Raw genomic sequence first — 15093 nt, 5'->3', positions numbered from 1 at the left:
ATGTCTTTCTGATAGTTGTGTTTATCGTGTATAGATAAAACTATCGTTCTTCTTCGATTTACATGATTTTATATTTGCTGTCATATTGCCTGTTTTGTATAATAGTTCAATTATTTTTTTTCCTACGTACGATCAAAGATTGCCTATATTCCTTTTCATGTGGCATCCGTCATTATTTCTGCCCCTGTAACAGATCGTAAGTGGAGAATGTAAAATCTGACAAACCTGAGAAGTACATGACAAAAAATATATTACATATATCTAAAAGACTTATTATGTTTCCCTTACAGGGCGCAACCTCTTGGGTTATCAGTACCCGGGGCGTTGCCCCGGGCTAGAATATATCAGGCTTTCAGCCTATTATCTTTCCGGATGGCCTGAAAGGGCTACATAATATAGCCCAATGGCAACGCCTTGGGTCGGGAAACATAAATACTGAAAGGGCGCCCTGTAAGGGCAGTATAGGTTTATATTCTATTTTTTGCCATGTACTGTGCAAACCTGACACTTCGCTACGCTCCGTTCAATGTGCCAATGATGGTAATCAACAAAGAACTCCGGCGACTCTTTTTACTCTGTGTTTCAAAAAAGTTACAAAAGTTACACTTTTGCAGTATTTTCAACCAAAACCTGACACTTTATTCAGTGAACAGTGAACAATCTCATACTTTGCGTCTCTGCGTCTTTGCGAGAAACTTGTTTTGTTAAAACCTGACATTCCTGACAGATTTTCTCGCAAAGACGCAAAGTCGCAAAGTATAATCAGTTATTTTAACTCATAATTCATAATTCATAATTCATAATTCATAATTCATAATTCATAATTCCTTTCTTACATAGATAAACTTCCCCCCAAAAAATGCAGATTACATACGCTTTGCTCCTGTGATTGTTTATTGCCCCGTTTTTGCTTTAGTGAATTGAATTAGCAATCGCCGAAGCAAAGGCGAGGCAAACCTGTAACTTTTAAACGAATATCAAATACAGTGACTTCACATTATTTAATTACCCGCATCAAGATATTTTTAGTACTTTCGTACTCACAAAATGATAGATCAAGTTACCATAGACCGTATAATAGATGCTGCACAGATCGTGGATGTGGTATCCCAGTTTGTTACGCTAAAGCGTAGGGGAATAAACTATGTGGGTCTATGTCCTTTCCATGAAGATAAAACGCCATCTTTTTATGTGTCTCCTGCGAAAAATATCTGTAAATGTTTTGCCTGTGGAGAGGGCGGTTCGGCTGTTCACTTCATTATGAAGCATGAACAGTTATCTTATTTTGATTCGCTTCGCTATCTGGCGAAGAAATATAATATCGAGATACAGGAACGGGAACTTACCGATGAACAAAAGCAGGCTCAGAATGATCGTGAAAGTCTTTTTATACTGAATGATTATGCCCGTGACTATTTTAAAAATATCCTGCACGAGCATATCGAAGGAAAATCGGTAGGACTTAGTTATTTCAAGGAACGTGGATTCAGAGAAGATATCGTAGAAAAATTCCAGTTGGGATATAGCCTTGAACAAAAGGATGCTTTCTCTCAGGAAGCTCTGCGGGCAGGGTATAAAAAGGAATACCTTGTAAAGACCGGACTGACAATAGAAAGTGAGAATAATAACGCTTTGATCGACCGTTTCCGCGGCAGGGTAATGTTCCCGGTACATACGTTGTCGGGAAAAGTCATAGCCTTTGGCGGACGTATACTGAAGAAAGCGGAGAATACAGGAAAATACATCAACTCACCCGAAAGTGAGATTTATCACAAAGGGAATGAACTTTATGGTATCTACTTTGCCAAACAGGCTATAACAAAAACAGACTGTTGTTATCTGGTGGAAGGATATACCGATGTTATATCCATGCATCAGGCAGGAATCGAAAATGTGGTGGCTTCGTCAGGTACGGCGCTTACTCATGGACAGATACGCCTGATTCATCGTTTTACAACCAATATTACTGTTATTTACGACGGTGATGCAGCAGGGATTAAGGCCGCTCTACGTGGAATTGACCTTTTGCTGGAAGACGGGATGAATGTAAAGGTGGTATTGCTGCCCGATGGTGAAGACCCGGATTCATTTGCAAAAAAACAGAATGCGGCATCATTCAACGAATATATAAAAGAGCATGAAGTTGATTTTATTCGCTTCAAAACGCAATTGTTGTTAGAAGATGCCGGAGGAGATCCGATAAAACGGGCTAATCTGATCACGGATATAGTAAATAGTATTTCCATCATTCCCGATAATATAATCCGTACGGTGTATATTAAGGATTGCAGTATACTGATGGATATTGACGAACGGATACTCACACAGGAAGTAACTAAAAAGCGACTGGCTTATCTCGAAAAAACAGGTTCGCGGATAGCAGCAAGTGAAATGCTGGCTGTAAGTAATGATCTCTCGGCGCCTGTTGTGCATAATACAGTCAAAAAGGGTGTAACAAAGACTCCTATCGATAAATACGAGCTGGCGATCCTTTATTATGTTATCCGTTACGGAATGCTCCGGTTGAGGGAAGAACCGGCGGAAGAAGGTCAGGAAGAACTATCGGAATTTGATATGCGGGTTATCGAATTTGTGAAATTCGATCTGGAGCGCGATAGATTGTGGTTTACCAATCCTTTGTATGCACAGATATTGAGTGAGGCGGTAACAAACAGTGAAAAACCGGATTTTAACCCAAGCAGATATTTTCTCGCTCACCCCGAACCAGATATAAGCAGGATAACAGCAGATATATTGAGCGATAAATATCAGCTTAGCAAGGTACATACCAAGCAGTTCGGCGAAAATGCAAAGCGGGAGGACACCCCTATGGCTGAAGAAAAACACCTGTATAAAAATGTACCCCGGGTACTCACCGAATTGAAAGATGCTCATATAACCAAAAGAATTGTCAAGATAAAAGAAGAAATGGCAGCCAGTCAAAAAGAAGGTGATATGGATACAACTATTTCACTGATGCAACAACTGAAAGAATTGGAGGAGATTAAAAAAGCACTGGCCAAGATATTGGGTGAACGGATTATATTGAGGTGGTAAGAATATAAGAATATTAACACCTTATCTGTGATTTTCGCAACTACATAACGACTAATAGTTTAAAAATAAACTTAATCAAATATATACACAATGTTTTATCTTGAAACACAAGACATAGTAAAGCAATATGGGAATCATACGGCTCTTAACGGAGTAAGTATACAGGTTCCTAAAGGTTGCATTTACGGCTTGCTCGGCCCTAATGGGGCGGGTAAATCTTCCTTGATCCGCATTATTAACAGGATAACCGCTCCTGACGAGGGTAAAGTTTTTCTTAATGGCAGGGAGTCCGAAGCTGGAGATATCTTCAATATCGGATATCTGCCCGAAGAACGTGGATTATACAAGAAAATGAAAGTCGGTGAGCATATTATTTTCCTTGCCCGTTTGAGAGGATTGTCCATGGAAGAGGCTAAGACGAAGACAAACTACTGGCTGAAGAAATTCGATATCCTTTCGTGGGAAAATAAGAAAGTGGAAGAGTTGTCGAAAGGAATGCAGCAAAAAATACAGTTCATTGCTACAGTGATTCATGAACCTGATTTGTATATCTTGGATGAACCGTTCAGCGGATTCGACCCCGTAAATGCTGAGTTGTTGAAAAATGAACTGCTGGAACTGAAAGCACAAGGCAAGACCATTATCCTGTCTACACATAATATGGAATCGGTAGAGGAACTTTGTGACGAAATCACACTGATAAACAAATCCAAGGCTGTGTTGCAGGGTAATGTGAAAGAAATACGCGCCCGCTACAGAAAGCATATATTCAAACTGGATGTTGCTGGAGACAGTTTTGATATGGAGTCTGCTCATTTCTCGGTTCTCTCGCAAAATACGAATAACGGATCGACTGAAGTCCGTATACAGCGGAATGATGAGGCCTCTAATTCGGAACTATTACAAGAGGTTACTCGAAAATACGAAGTATTGACCTTCGAGGAAGAACTTCCATCTATGAATGACATATTTATACAAATCGTATCAACAAAAGAACAATGAGCGCATTAGGAATTATAATAGAAAGAGAATTTTCTTCCAGAGTAAAAACAAAGGCTTTTATTCTGACGACTTTGTTAACTCCGTTGTTATTTGCCGCTATGATGTTCCTGCCGGCATTATTGATGAAAGTAAGTGATAATGACGATATCAATAAAGTTTATGTGATTGATGACACCGGAATGTATGCCCGGTTGTTCCAAAATTCGAAAAGTTATGAATTTATCCCCTTGACAGCAAATGATACAACTTCGAAAGAAAAGTCGACCGCATTGCTGCAAATAACGGGAGATCTCAATGCGAATCCTAATGCAGTAACATTTTTTTCAGAAAAGCAACAGCCACCTCGGGAGCTTACTGCGTATATAAACAATACACTGACCGAAGCCGTTCGAAATAAAAAAATAGATGATTTTACGGCCAATAGTAATCTTGATACTACCATCGTTGCCGATTTGCAACAGATATTGAAATCGAAAGATAAGATAAGCGTTTCCACTATACGATGGGACGAAACAGGTAAAGAAACAGAAACACTTGGCGAGATGGCATCTATTGTGGGTATGGGGCTTACTTTCTGTATGTTCTTTTTCATTATGATGTATGGCCAGATGGTGGTGCAAAGCGTAGTGGAGGAAAAGACCAACCGTATCATAGAGGTTATTATTTCATCGGTAAAACCATTTGACCTGATGATGGGTAAAATAATCGGAGTCGGATTGGTGGGGTTGCTGCAATTGGTGGTGTGGCTGTTTGTCGGTGGTGGAATTATGTTTGCCGTGCAAATGTATTTCGGACTGAATACGGAAATGATATCCACCATGGATACTCAGCAGCTTGGTGCAATAATGAACAATAATATGGATATGGGTGTAGCAATGAAAGAATTATTCAGTGTAAACTGGATACAGGTAGCTGTTTGTCTCATCCTGTATTTTGTCGGCGGATACCTTTTGTTCTCTTCCTTGTATGCTATGTTTGGCTCGGCTGCTAACGATTCGCAGGAAGCTCAACAGCTGATGATGCCTTTGACTATCATTTTATTAGTGTCATTCTACACAGGCTTTGCTGCTGCCCGTAACCCAGAAGGAGCTATGGCATTCTGGTGCTCGCTGATACCGTTTACATCTCCTGTGGTGATGATGGTACGTGCTCCATTCGAAATTCCGCTGTGGGAACTTCTTGTGTCTGTCGTATTGCTGTTTGTTGCGGCTGTACTGATGGTTAAGCTGGCTGCTAAGATATACCGTGTCGGTATATTGATGTATGGCAAAAAAGTAACTTTTGCTGAGATGTTTAAATGGTTGAATTATAAATAAGTAGTTAATATAGCTGGTAGTCAAAGTAGTCAAGTAGTACATTTTTCTGGCTATTTTGACTACTTAACTACTCTGACTACTATTTGATCACAGATTCAGCCTGCTTCCTTTCGGATATTTCACACTGTAGCTTATCTGATATACTTTTGTTTCCCCTGCTTTTATTTCTTCTTCCCAGGTGATAACGCCCAGGTCTTCGATGTTGGCAGTCCACGGGGTAGTATCTTTCGTCAGTAGTTCCACTTCGATATTCTTTTGGGTAGAAAGCGGGTACTGATCTTTCAAGGTCATTTTTATAGGTTTATTTTGTCCGTTGCGTACCGTCAGGCGATAAGTGAATACCTGTTTAGTGTCGTTACCTAAGAATTTCGTACTGCTGAAATCCTGCAATTTCTCCCGTTTTACACTCACCCGTTTGTCTGTTCCCAGTGTAAGGGTAAGTTGCTTTTGAGTAGAATTGGCATTGATGAGCGTTTCGCCTACATAGGTGCCGTCGTAAGTAATATTAGCTTTTCCACTGAGGAGTTTCAGTTGTTCCCAGTTAGATATTTCAGCCAGCAGATATGTTTCGGTATCCAGCTTAGGCGCACAATAATATTTATATTCGGCATCGGTTTCCTTGTTTTGCAGGTCGATACTTTGTTCTTTGCCATTGCCCGGAATAGTATAAGGCATATCGATATTGAAAACCATATTCAGGTCGGTTTCTTTTTCGGTCACAAAGTCGTCCATACTGCTCTTTGTGGTGACCATAATTACCCCGTTTGATGCACGTGAACCGTATATTGCTGTAGAAGATGCATCTTTCAGCACATTTACGTCTTTTATCATATTTGGATCGAGTGATTTGAAGTAATCGGCATCAGCGACCTCTCCGTCAACAACATATAGAGGCTGAACATTATCATTCAAAGATGCTTCTCCCCTTATTCTCATTTGTGGGGCGGCGACAGCTACTTCTTCAAGTTGATCTCCCTTATATGAATAAGAGTTTTGCGCCATGCCAAGGTTAAAATAGCCATTAGAGGAATTTGCGCGAGATAAGTTACTTTGAAAATTCAAAAACCATGAATTGAACAATGGCGCTATCTTCCCATTACTAGGCACTGCCGAAGACAAAGTCAGTTTAACTTTCTCCCAATCCAAACCTGTTGTCTGGCGTACTTTCGATTTCATCAGTATTTTTATAGGCTTGTCTGTCGATGCGATATTGATATCATAGTAAGGTGCCCATGCTGCTGCTGTTGTATAATACGAGACTGTAAAATTGCAGTTGGTAGCCAGTGGTGCCGACAGATTAAGACGGAGAACGCCCGATGTTTTATTGTTTTTCAACGATTCCTGTTCCAGTTGGTTTTCAAGCCTGTCAATAGCATTGTCATATTCCTCTTTTTTCTTGCTATTGGCTGTCTGGGTGTTTTGCAGTTCGAGGGATTTATTTTTATAATAATCCATTGTCTTTACCAGTTCGTCTATGCCAAGTCCTTTCTCCGATCCGGCAACATTTTTATCTGTGCCCTTTTGCAGCAGATCTATCAGGTTTTTGGTGATCTTGATGTCGGTGTTTATTTCGTCGAGTTTCTTCCCGTAATATTCAATAGAGTCGTTCAGTTTTTTTGTTTTTACATTCAATGATTTACCTTCTGAAAGGTAATCCACAGAGAATTCGTAAGCCGATACAATCACGTTGTTGGTCGTCTTTATTTTCAGGCTGTTTTTGTCTATATTCGGACTAAGCCCTTCAATATAGATTTCATTTTCACCTTTTACCAGTGTATAGGACGCGCTGTGCATTAGTTCAGCCCCCTGAAAGAATACGGTCGCTTCGTTCAGTTTGGCTTTTACGGTTTTCTTATCCTGTGCATATCCCTTTAAGGAGATGAAAATAGCTAGTAGGACAAGAATTGAAAGTGCTTTTTTTCTCATAAGTATATAGTTTTATAATTTATTGTTTTTCTCAAATGTAGATAAAAATATATTAACACTTTTACAAGAACGGGCAAAACAATCGTTTCGCTTGGTGAATGGTTGAGGGCAGATGATAAAAAAAAGAGGCTGTCCCAAAAGTAATTTTTAATTTCTTTCTGTCATCCTGAACGAAGTGAAGGATCTTCTTTTGAGAGTTGAGATTCTTCGTTACACTCAGAATGACAAAAGAAAGTAACACTTTGATAGTGTAATCTTACTTTTGGGACAGCCTCTTTATTATAATCGGATGTCGATATTTATTATAATTTAGCTATATCATTGATCAATGACATGCGATTTTCTTTCTCCATAAACCGGAAAAACATATATAGTTCATATTCCACATCCAGTCCATAATCCGTTTTCGTATCATAATCGATAGTCGCTTCGTATATTCTGGGGTTATAAATGGATGGATTATTACATCTGTAGTTCCATTCGCTGACCATCAATAGATTTTTAGTCTTCAGGTAAGATTTGGAATAAAAATCTTTTGATTTTTGCGTAGCTAAGAATGTTTCATAACCCGGGGCGAAAACGATGGTTTCGTATTTATCCTCAGGTCTTATAAAAACAGGATCACATAGACAACCAGACAAAGCTTCTGCTATATTATGGAGAGGAGGCTCTTTCCTATTCATTGACAATCGACTAATGTTTAAAGAAAGCATTCGGTCATCAATTTTTATATTTTGGGCGGCATCTTTATATTTTCCAATCTTTGTTGTAATAATATACACTCCATTCATGCCTCTTAGCCCATATATCGCTGATGAATAGGGGTGTTTCAGGATTTCAAAGTTATCAATTTGATCGCAATTGAGGCTGTCAAGATTAAAACTATCTTTCATGCTAACTCCGTCCACAATATATAATGGCATATCCAACCTTAAATCCTTCAAAGGGAACTTGTCTACAATTTTACCCTCATTCTTCGATTGGGCGAAGCACAAGACAGGTGCTATTATTAATAGTATTACTAAAATCTTTTTCATAATGCTAACTTATTTTATCACCGATCAACGATATGTTATTTTCTTTCTCCATAAACCGGAAAAACATATATAGTTCATATTCCACATTTAGTCCATAATTTGTATTGGCTTCGTAATCGATACTGGCTTCGTATATTTTAGGATTGTAGATGGATGGATTATTGCATCTGTAGTTCCATTCGCTGACCATCAATAGATTTTTAGTCTTCAGGTAAGATTTGGAATAAAAATCCTTTGATTTTTGTGAGGCTAAGAAGGTTTCATAGCCGGGGGCGAAAACGATGGTTTCGTATTCAATGGGAGGAATTGTAGATATCCAGATAACTCCGTTCTTTCCTTGAGTCCCAAATAAAGCAGTTGCTTGCTCGTCTTTATATACTTTAATGGCATAAATATCATTGACAGAAATTTCATTTAAATCAAAAGACTCTTCCATTATAATCCCATTCAGGACAATTAAAGGGGATATCCTTTCTTCAATTGGTATACGAGGATGTATTATTAATTTTATGGGAGCCTGAGGAATATGATAGGGGTCTTTTATAAGAGGTATTTTTACGGTCCCCTTATTATTTAATAACATATTATCTGTTATCTTAATTCCATCCTGCCCAAATCCCAAAACAGGCAAAACAACTAACAATACGAGTATAATCTTTTTCATGGCTTACCAAATTGAAAGTTATTATTCTCAAATATAATAAATTATAGGCTAAATAATTCTATTTTAAGAAGTTTTTTAATTTGATATATAAAAAGCAAGCGGCGAAAAACGAAACTTTCAGGCTTTTAGCTATCTTTGCACCCAAATTATCTTTAAAATAACAATCGAATAATACTATTCACCATTATATATTCTAAACGCTATGATGAAAAGATATAACCTGATAAACAACATCCTTGGCTGGTTCAGCTTTGCGGTGGCTGCTGTGGTTTACCTAATGACCATTGAACCAACTGCCAGCTTCTGGGATTGCGGGGAGTTTATCACCTCGGCCTATAAACTGGAAGTAGGCCATCCGCCGGGTGCACCGTTCTTTATGCTGACAGGTAAATTTTTCTCACTGTTTGCTTCTGATCCCAGTCAGGTGGCGATGATGGTGAACGCTATGTCGGCTTTGCTTAGTGCGGCAACTATTTTGTTCCTTTTCTGGACAATTACGCATCTGGCAAAGAAGCTGATATACAGTGACGATAGTAAAGAAATGACAACAGGGCAATTTATCGCTATCATGGGTAGCGGCCTTGTCGGTGCCCTTACATATACATTCACCGATACATTCTGGTTTTCGGCAGTCGAAGGAGAGGTTTATGCCTATTCTTCCATGTTTACTGCATTGGTATTCTGGCTGATACTGAAATGGGAAAACCGTGCCGACCAGCCGGGCTCCGATAAATGGCTGATACTGATCGCATACGCGATGGGTTTGTCTATCGGTGTCCACTTATTGAACCTGCTTTGTATTCCGGCAATCGGGCTGGTATATTACTTCAAGAAAGCTAAGAATATAGACCTCAAAGGAACTTTAATTGCGTTGGCCGTATCGGTGTTCCTTATCGTGGTGCTGATGTATGGTATCATTCCGGGTTTTACCCGTGTAGGGGGATGGTTCGAAATGCTGTTTGTCAACAGTTTCGGATTCTCTTACAATACAGGTTCGCTTATTTACATCCTGCTTGTTGTAATTTCCATAATCTGGGCTCTATATGAAACAATGTCCCAAAAAGGCAATGTAAAGCGGGCAAAGATTGCGACTGTCATTTCCATGACGCTTAGCGGAGTAGTACTTATCAGTGACAATGCATTGTTGTGGCTGGTTCTGATCGCAGGTCTTACAGCGCTCTTGTTTCTATATAAGGGCATTAACACAAGGTTACTGAATACTGCAGTGCTTTGCCTTATGGTGATACTGATCGGTTATTCGTCATTTGCCCTGATTCCTATCCGTTCCATCGCAAATACACCGATGGATCAGAACTCTCCTGAGAATGTATTTACATTGGCAAGCTATCTGAATCGTGAACAATACGGAGACCGTCCGTTGTTTTATGGTAAGACGTATGCTTCTTCCGAAAAAAGAGATGCTAATGGCAGGCTCGAACCTCCTGCGAGTGAGAAAAAAACGTATGATAAGGTAGTGAAAAAATCTCCCGATCAGAAAGATGAATATGTGGTAACAGGCACTGTCCCTACATACGGATATGATAACACAATGTTTATGCCTCGTATGTATTCTACCGAAAGCAGACATATGCTTGGCTATCAGATATGGGCGGGAATAAAAGACACTTCTGTGCCACCAACCATGTTCGAAAACCTGAAGTTCTTCTTCGATTACCAGCTGAATTTCATGTACTTCCGCTATTTTATGTGGAACTTTTCGGGGCGTCAGAACGATATTCAGTCCGTAGGTAATCTGGCTGATGGAAACTGGATCACCGGCATCGGTTTTCTCGATGAATGGCTGGGGCGTGGGCCTCAGAACAATCTGCCACCGGATATTGCAGAAAATAAAGGCCATAATAAGTATTATATGCTCCCTCTCATCCTTGGTATTCTGGGTATAGCTTACCAGTTGACAAGGGGCAAGAAAGGAGAGCAGCAATTCCTTGTCACATTTATGCTGTTCTTTATGACAGGTATTGCCATTATCGTATACCTGAACCAGCAACCGTTCGAACCGCGTGAACGTGACTATGCGTATGCCGGTTCGTTCTATGCGTTCTGTATCTGGATAGGGTTTGGTGTGGCGTTCTTGTGGCGGTTATTGCAAAAGGTATTGCCTGAAACACCTGCTGCGGCAATAGTTTCAGTGGTGTCTTTGCTTGTTCCTATACAAATGGCGAGCCAGAACTGGGACGATCATGACCGTTCGGACAGATACACTATGCGCGATTTCGGGATGAATTACCTGCGTGGATGTGAGCCTAACAGTATATTATTTACGATGGGTGACAACGATACATTCCCGTTATGGTATGCTCAGGAAGTGGAAGGCTTCCGTACCGATGTACGTGTAACCAACCTCAGCTATCTGCAAACAGACTGGTATGTAGATCAGATGCGCCGTCAGGCATATGATTCACCACCATTGCCAATAGAATGGGAAGAAGACCGTTATCAGGGTTCGAAGGGACAATCGGCTTATGTTTTGTCTAAAAAAGATATAGAGAGCGTTTTGCAACGGGAATTAGCATCCGGTGAGAACAGGCTGGCCCGTGTTAATTATAGTGATTATTACGATACGCAGGCATATAAGGACACTATGTTATTGGGTGATGCACTGGAAATATTGAGGACAAAAGATAATTATGCACCACGCAATCCTTTCGGTCTCGATAAAGGTGTGGTTATACCTAGCAGTATTCTCAAAATGCCGGTCGATGAATCGAAAATAGACTGGGCAGCTTTGGGTTCCCAACCTAAGAATGAGTTCATATTCAATCTGGGAGATAATAAAGGTGGCATTTACAGACAGGAAATAATGATTATGGAGATGCTCTATAATATAAATAAAGATGACTGGAAACGTCCTATTTATTATGCGGTAACTATTGGTGAGCCTCCATTAAAATTAATGGATCAATCGGCCTATGAAGGGATTATCTGCCGCATAACCCCGGGCGTGATAGACAGTACTGGTGTAAATGTAGATGCGATGTTCGAGAATATGGTGAACAGGTACAAATGGGGAGGAATTGAAAACCCTAATGTATATCTGGACGAAAACAATCTGAGGTTATGCCGTTCTTTCCGTTTGATGTTTTCTTATCTGATCAGGGCTCTTCTGGAAAAAGGAGATGATGAAAGAGCGCTTATTGCTCTTGACCGGTCAGTAGAAGTACTTCCGGGAAATACTGTGCCGCGGGGAGCAGAGTCTGTTGAGTATGCAGAGAATTACTATCGCTTGGGACATCCTGAAAAAGCACAGAAAATAATCGAAGAGATACTGTATAGGGCAGAAGGGAATCTGCAATGGTATGCAGGTATGAAACAAAGTGATATGATAAGCTGTAGTACCAATATCAGGGATATGCTGAATATTCAGATACAGATATTGGATATATACCAGCATTATGATATTGAAAAATATAAACCATTCCTGGATAAAATACTGGCAAGTACAGAAGTTTTCCTTGTTAACAGGGTAAGCTTCAGTGACCGGAACCATCCGCTTGATGCCTTGATGCGTATAACTATGAGACGCTATATGCTGAATGAAGATACAGTTGCCCGTCAGGAAGATGGTCAATTGATGGAACGCACAGCCGGACTAATGCAGAAATACAGTCCTGCACTTTTACAAAAATATTATCAACAGAATAATTAAAAAAGATATACGGGTTTTCATATAAGATAATATGGAAACCCGATTTTTTTGGACATGTTCATAGAGCAACCCCCTATATTATACCGTTTACTGTTTCCCGGGGCCGTTTGGCGTAAACCTGTCGAAGGAGAAAAAACGGTATACCTGACTTTCGATGACGGCCCCATCCCGGATATTACTCCATGGGTATTGGATGTATTGGATAAATACGATGTGAAAGCAACTTTCTTTTGTGTAGGAGACAATGTAAGAAAGTACCCCGATATTTACAAGATGGTTCTCGACAGAGGGCATCGGGTAGGGAATCATACGTTCAACCATATACAGGGTATTCGTAAATTTTCGAAACGGTATTTAGATAACACGAGACTGGCATCCGGGTACATAGACTCCAACTTGTTCAGGCCCCCTCACGGGCATATGCGGATACCTCAGTTCTTTACCTTACGCAGGTATTACAAGATAATAATGTGGGATGTTGTTACAAGGGATTACAGTAAATATATGACCCCGGAGAGGGTTTTTGAGAATGTGAAAAAATATACCCGTGACGGATCTGTTATTGTGTTTCACGATTCGCTGAAGGCTGAAAAAAACATGAAATATGCTATGCCGGAAAGTATTAAATGGCTCAAAGAACAGGGTTATACATTTAAACTATTATAAAAGAAGCTACATTATTTCGCCTATTTCCTGTACATATTTTTCGAAATTATTCCTGTCTACGATAGAGTAGTTTTTTACTTTATTCCTGTAATTATATATAGTTTGTGGAGAAAAATGCAGGAACGACGCTATTTTGGAGCTATCGCGTATTCCCAATTTTATTAAAGCGAATACACGCAGTTCAGAATTGAGGAGTTCTCCTTTTTTCAACTTTACCTTTCCTTCATCTGAAAGCAGTTTGTTGAATTCCTCCAGAAAATCGGGATAAAGTCTTAAAAATGCGTTGTCGAAAGTCTGCAAAAATGTATCCTGTACCGACTGTATCGATTCGGTAGTAGTACTCATCGAATATAGGTCATCTATTTGTTTAGCCAGTATCTTCCTCTTTACAGTTTCCCTGAAAGAGTCCATTTTATTGAGATATGATGAGCTTAGATCGATAAAAAGACTAATGGATTCTTCCCTTATTCTGTTCGCGCTTTGCAGGTTGTTATTTAGTTTGTTTAACTGATTATTTAAAGTATATAATTCTTTTCTGTTCTTTTTCACTATTTGCACCTGCCTGTATACATAGGTTAATAGTCCTATCAAAACGAGAAGTAAAATACTTATTATTATCAATGATGCACGCAGGTTGCGGTTTTCTTCTTCACTTTTCAATTGATATGCTTTAATTATAATAGGCATGTTCTGAGCCACCTGTACTGTGCGTAAGCGACTGTTGTAGAAACTGGCATCTTCCATTGAGTAATTGATGTATTGATAGGCTCTTGTTAATTCTTCGGGTTTGTTTTGTGAAAGGAAGATGGCGAGCCTTTGCATTGCTGAATTTTCTTTCAAGGCGCATATCTGATCGGAAATGGCAGCCAGTATAAGGTATTTTTCATAGTCCCTATTATTATCCTGCAGCCTGTTTATAGTGGCCAGATTGCTGCAAATAATAGCATATAGTCTCACGTTTTCAGGTAAATTTTCCAATAAATTGAGTAGTATTTCTTTCGCCTCTTCCAATTGATTATTCACCAATCGTTTATAGCCGCTGTAATATATTTGATTGATAGAGCCTTCAGGTAGTAGGCTGTATACGGAATCTATATATGCACGTTCTATTTTTTCGTATTGTGGAGTATATATACTGTCATTTGAATAGTTTTTTGCAGTATAATAAATACTTTCCATTGTTTCGTAATAGATAAGAAGTAATGAATTGTCTAGTTTGCTCCGGTCCAGTTGCGAAATATTAGTAATCGATTCGTTGATTAAACCTGCTGTTGACAATAATTGTGATTGGCTGATTCTGACCTCGTCCTTATATTTGTTGTTTTCCATGAAGTCTGCAATTTCCTTATTCCTGGCGATATAATACATCGCTGAATCATATTTATACGTATGATACTCTTCAAATATTTGTTTGTTGATCCGATATTCTTCACCTAATGGTATATCTTTTTTTATTAATTTTCTCAGGCTGTCTATTTTTGACTCTTTTATATTCATGTATTCATCGCGTTTGCCGATTTCTTGATCAAGTATTTTCAGGAGGCCGTCTGAATTTGCTGAATACAGGCTGATATTTATAAAAATAAGTAATATTGTAATGATTATGTCTTTCATTTCGTATGGTTGTTGATATGTTGAAATTAGTTATTAAAATTAAACAATCATCAAATTTAGTATCGAGAAGCGTCTTAAGCATATAATTCAATGCTTCAAATTTAGTTTTTTTTATATTATCTCCCTAATAAAAGTCTACTTTAT

The 15093-nt window shown here is 39.1% G+C and carries 9 protein-coding genes; 5 read left to right on the top strand and 4 right to left on the bottom strand.

Going from position 1 to position 15093, the window contains the following annotated elements; genetic code table 11:
* Nucleotides 1-1047 precede the first annotated feature (1047 nt).
* The 3 genes from dnaG (at nucleotide 1048) to GGR21_RS16050 (ending at nucleotide 5375) form a co-directional block, all read left to right on the top strand.
* On the top strand, nucleotides 1048-3057 hold the full coding sequence (gene dnaG, locus GGR21_RS16060) for a DNA primase (RefSeq protein ID WP_183308244.1): 2010 nt from the start codon (nucleotides 1048-1050) through the stop codon (nucleotides 3055-3057).
* A 90-nt stretch (nucleotides 3058-3147) separates the two neighbouring features.
* Complete coding sequence (locus tag GGR21_RS16055) at nucleotides 3148-4059, top strand: ABC transporter ATP-binding protein (protein WP_183308243.1); 912 nt, start codon at nucleotides 3148-3150, stop codon at nucleotides 4057-4059.
* Nucleotides 4056-5375, top strand: coding sequence for an ABC transporter permease (locus GGR21_RS16050; protein ID WP_183308242.1), 1320 nt, complete (start codon nucleotides 4056-4058; stop codon nucleotides 5373-5375). The genes GGR21_RS16055 and GGR21_RS16050 overlap by 4 nt, the downstream gene beginning before the upstream one ends.
* An 87-nt stretch (nucleotides 5376-5462) precedes the next feature.
* On the opposite strand, the gene GGR21_RS16045 is transcribed toward GGR21_RS16050, so the two are convergent.
* From GGR21_RS16045 to GGR21_RS16035, 3 genes are all read right to left on the bottom strand, one after another.
* Nucleotides 5463-7301: a DUF4139 domain-containing protein gene (locus GGR21_RS16045; RefSeq protein WP_183308241.1), complete on the bottom strand. Its 1839-nt coding sequence runs from the start codon at nucleotides 7299-7301 to the stop codon at nucleotides 5463-5465.
* Between the two features lie 302 nt (nucleotides 7302-7603).
* On the bottom strand, nucleotides 7604-8338 hold the full coding sequence (locus GGR21_RS16040) for a DUF6146 family protein (protein ID WP_183308240.1): 735 nt from the start codon (nucleotides 8336-8338) through the stop codon (nucleotides 7604-7606).
* 4 nt (nucleotides 8339-8342) lie between these two features.
* Nucleotides 8343-9002: a DUF6146 family protein gene (locus tag GGR21_RS16035; RefSeq protein ID WP_183308239.1), complete on the bottom strand. Its 660-nt coding sequence runs from the start codon at nucleotides 9000-9002 to the stop codon at nucleotides 8343-8345.
* Nucleotides 9003-9207: 205 nt separating this feature from the next.
* Here GGR21_RS16035 and GGR21_RS16030 point away from each other — a divergent pair, with 205 nt between their 5' ends.
* Together GGR21_RS16030 and GGR21_RS16025 are read left to right on the top strand one after the other, a co-directional pair.
* Entirely contained in the window at nucleotides 9208-12669 is a 3462-nt protein-coding gene (locus GGR21_RS16030; protein ID WP_183308275.1) for a glycosyltransferase family 117 protein, read from the top strand.
* A 54-nt stretch (nucleotides 12670-12723) separates the two neighbouring features.
* Nucleotides 12724-13335, top strand: a complete 612-nt coding sequence (locus GGR21_RS16025) for a polysaccharide deacetylase family protein (protein ID WP_183308274.1) — start codon at nucleotides 12724-12726, stop codon at nucleotides 13333-13335.
* Nucleotides 13336-13341: 6 nt separating this feature from the next.
* On the opposite strand, the gene GGR21_RS16020 is transcribed toward GGR21_RS16025, so the two are convergent.
* Nucleotides 13342-14949, bottom strand: coding sequence for a DUF6377 domain-containing protein (locus tag GGR21_RS16020; protein ID WP_183308238.1), 1608 nt, complete (start codon nucleotides 14947-14949; stop codon nucleotides 13342-13344).
* Nucleotides 14950-15093 lie beyond the last annotated feature (144 nt).

The organism is Dysgonomonas hofstadii (assembly GCF_014196915.1).
GTDB lineage: Bacteria > Bacteroidota > Bacteroidia > Bacteroidales > Dysgonomonadaceae > Dysgonomonas > Dysgonomonas hofstadii.
Note: the sequence above shows the minus strand (reverse complement) of the source record. Positions and strands in the feature narration are given on the sequence as shown.

Excerpts from the sequence above, each read along its gene's own strand:
- dnaG (WP_183308244.1), top strand. The coding sequence starts at position 1,048 with ATGATAGATCAAGTTACCATAGACCGTATAATAGATGCTGCACAGATC.
- GGR21_RS16055 (WP_183308243.1), top strand. The coding sequence starts at position 3,148 with ATGTTTTATCTTGAAACACAAGACATAGTAAAGCAATATGGGAATCAT.
- GGR21_RS16050 (WP_183308242.1), top strand. The coding sequence starts at position 4,056 with ATGAGCGCATTAGGAATTATAATAGAAAGAGAATTTTCTTCCAGAGTA.
- GGR21_RS16045 (WP_183308241.1), bottom strand. The coding sequence starts at position 7,301 with ATGAGAAAAAAAGCACTTTCAATTCTTGTCCTACTAGCTATTTTCATC.
- GGR21_RS16040 (WP_183308240.1), bottom strand. The coding sequence starts at position 8,338 with ATGAAAAAGATTTTAGTAATACTATTAATAATAGCACCTGTCTTGTGC.
- GGR21_RS16035 (WP_183308239.1), bottom strand. The coding sequence starts at position 9,002 with ATGAAAAAGATTATACTCGTATTGTTAGTTGTTTTGCCTGTTTTGGGA.
- GGR21_RS16030 (WP_183308275.1), top strand. The coding sequence starts at position 9,208 with ATGAAAAGATATAACCTGATAAACAACATCCTTGGCTGGTTCAGCTTT.
- GGR21_RS16025 (WP_183308274.1), top strand. The coding sequence starts at position 12,724 with ATGTTCATAGAGCAACCCCCTATATTATACCGTTTACTGTTTCCCGGG.
- GGR21_RS16020 (WP_183308238.1), bottom strand. The coding sequence starts at position 14,949 with ATGAAAGACATAATCATTACAATATTACTTATTTTTATAAATATCAGC.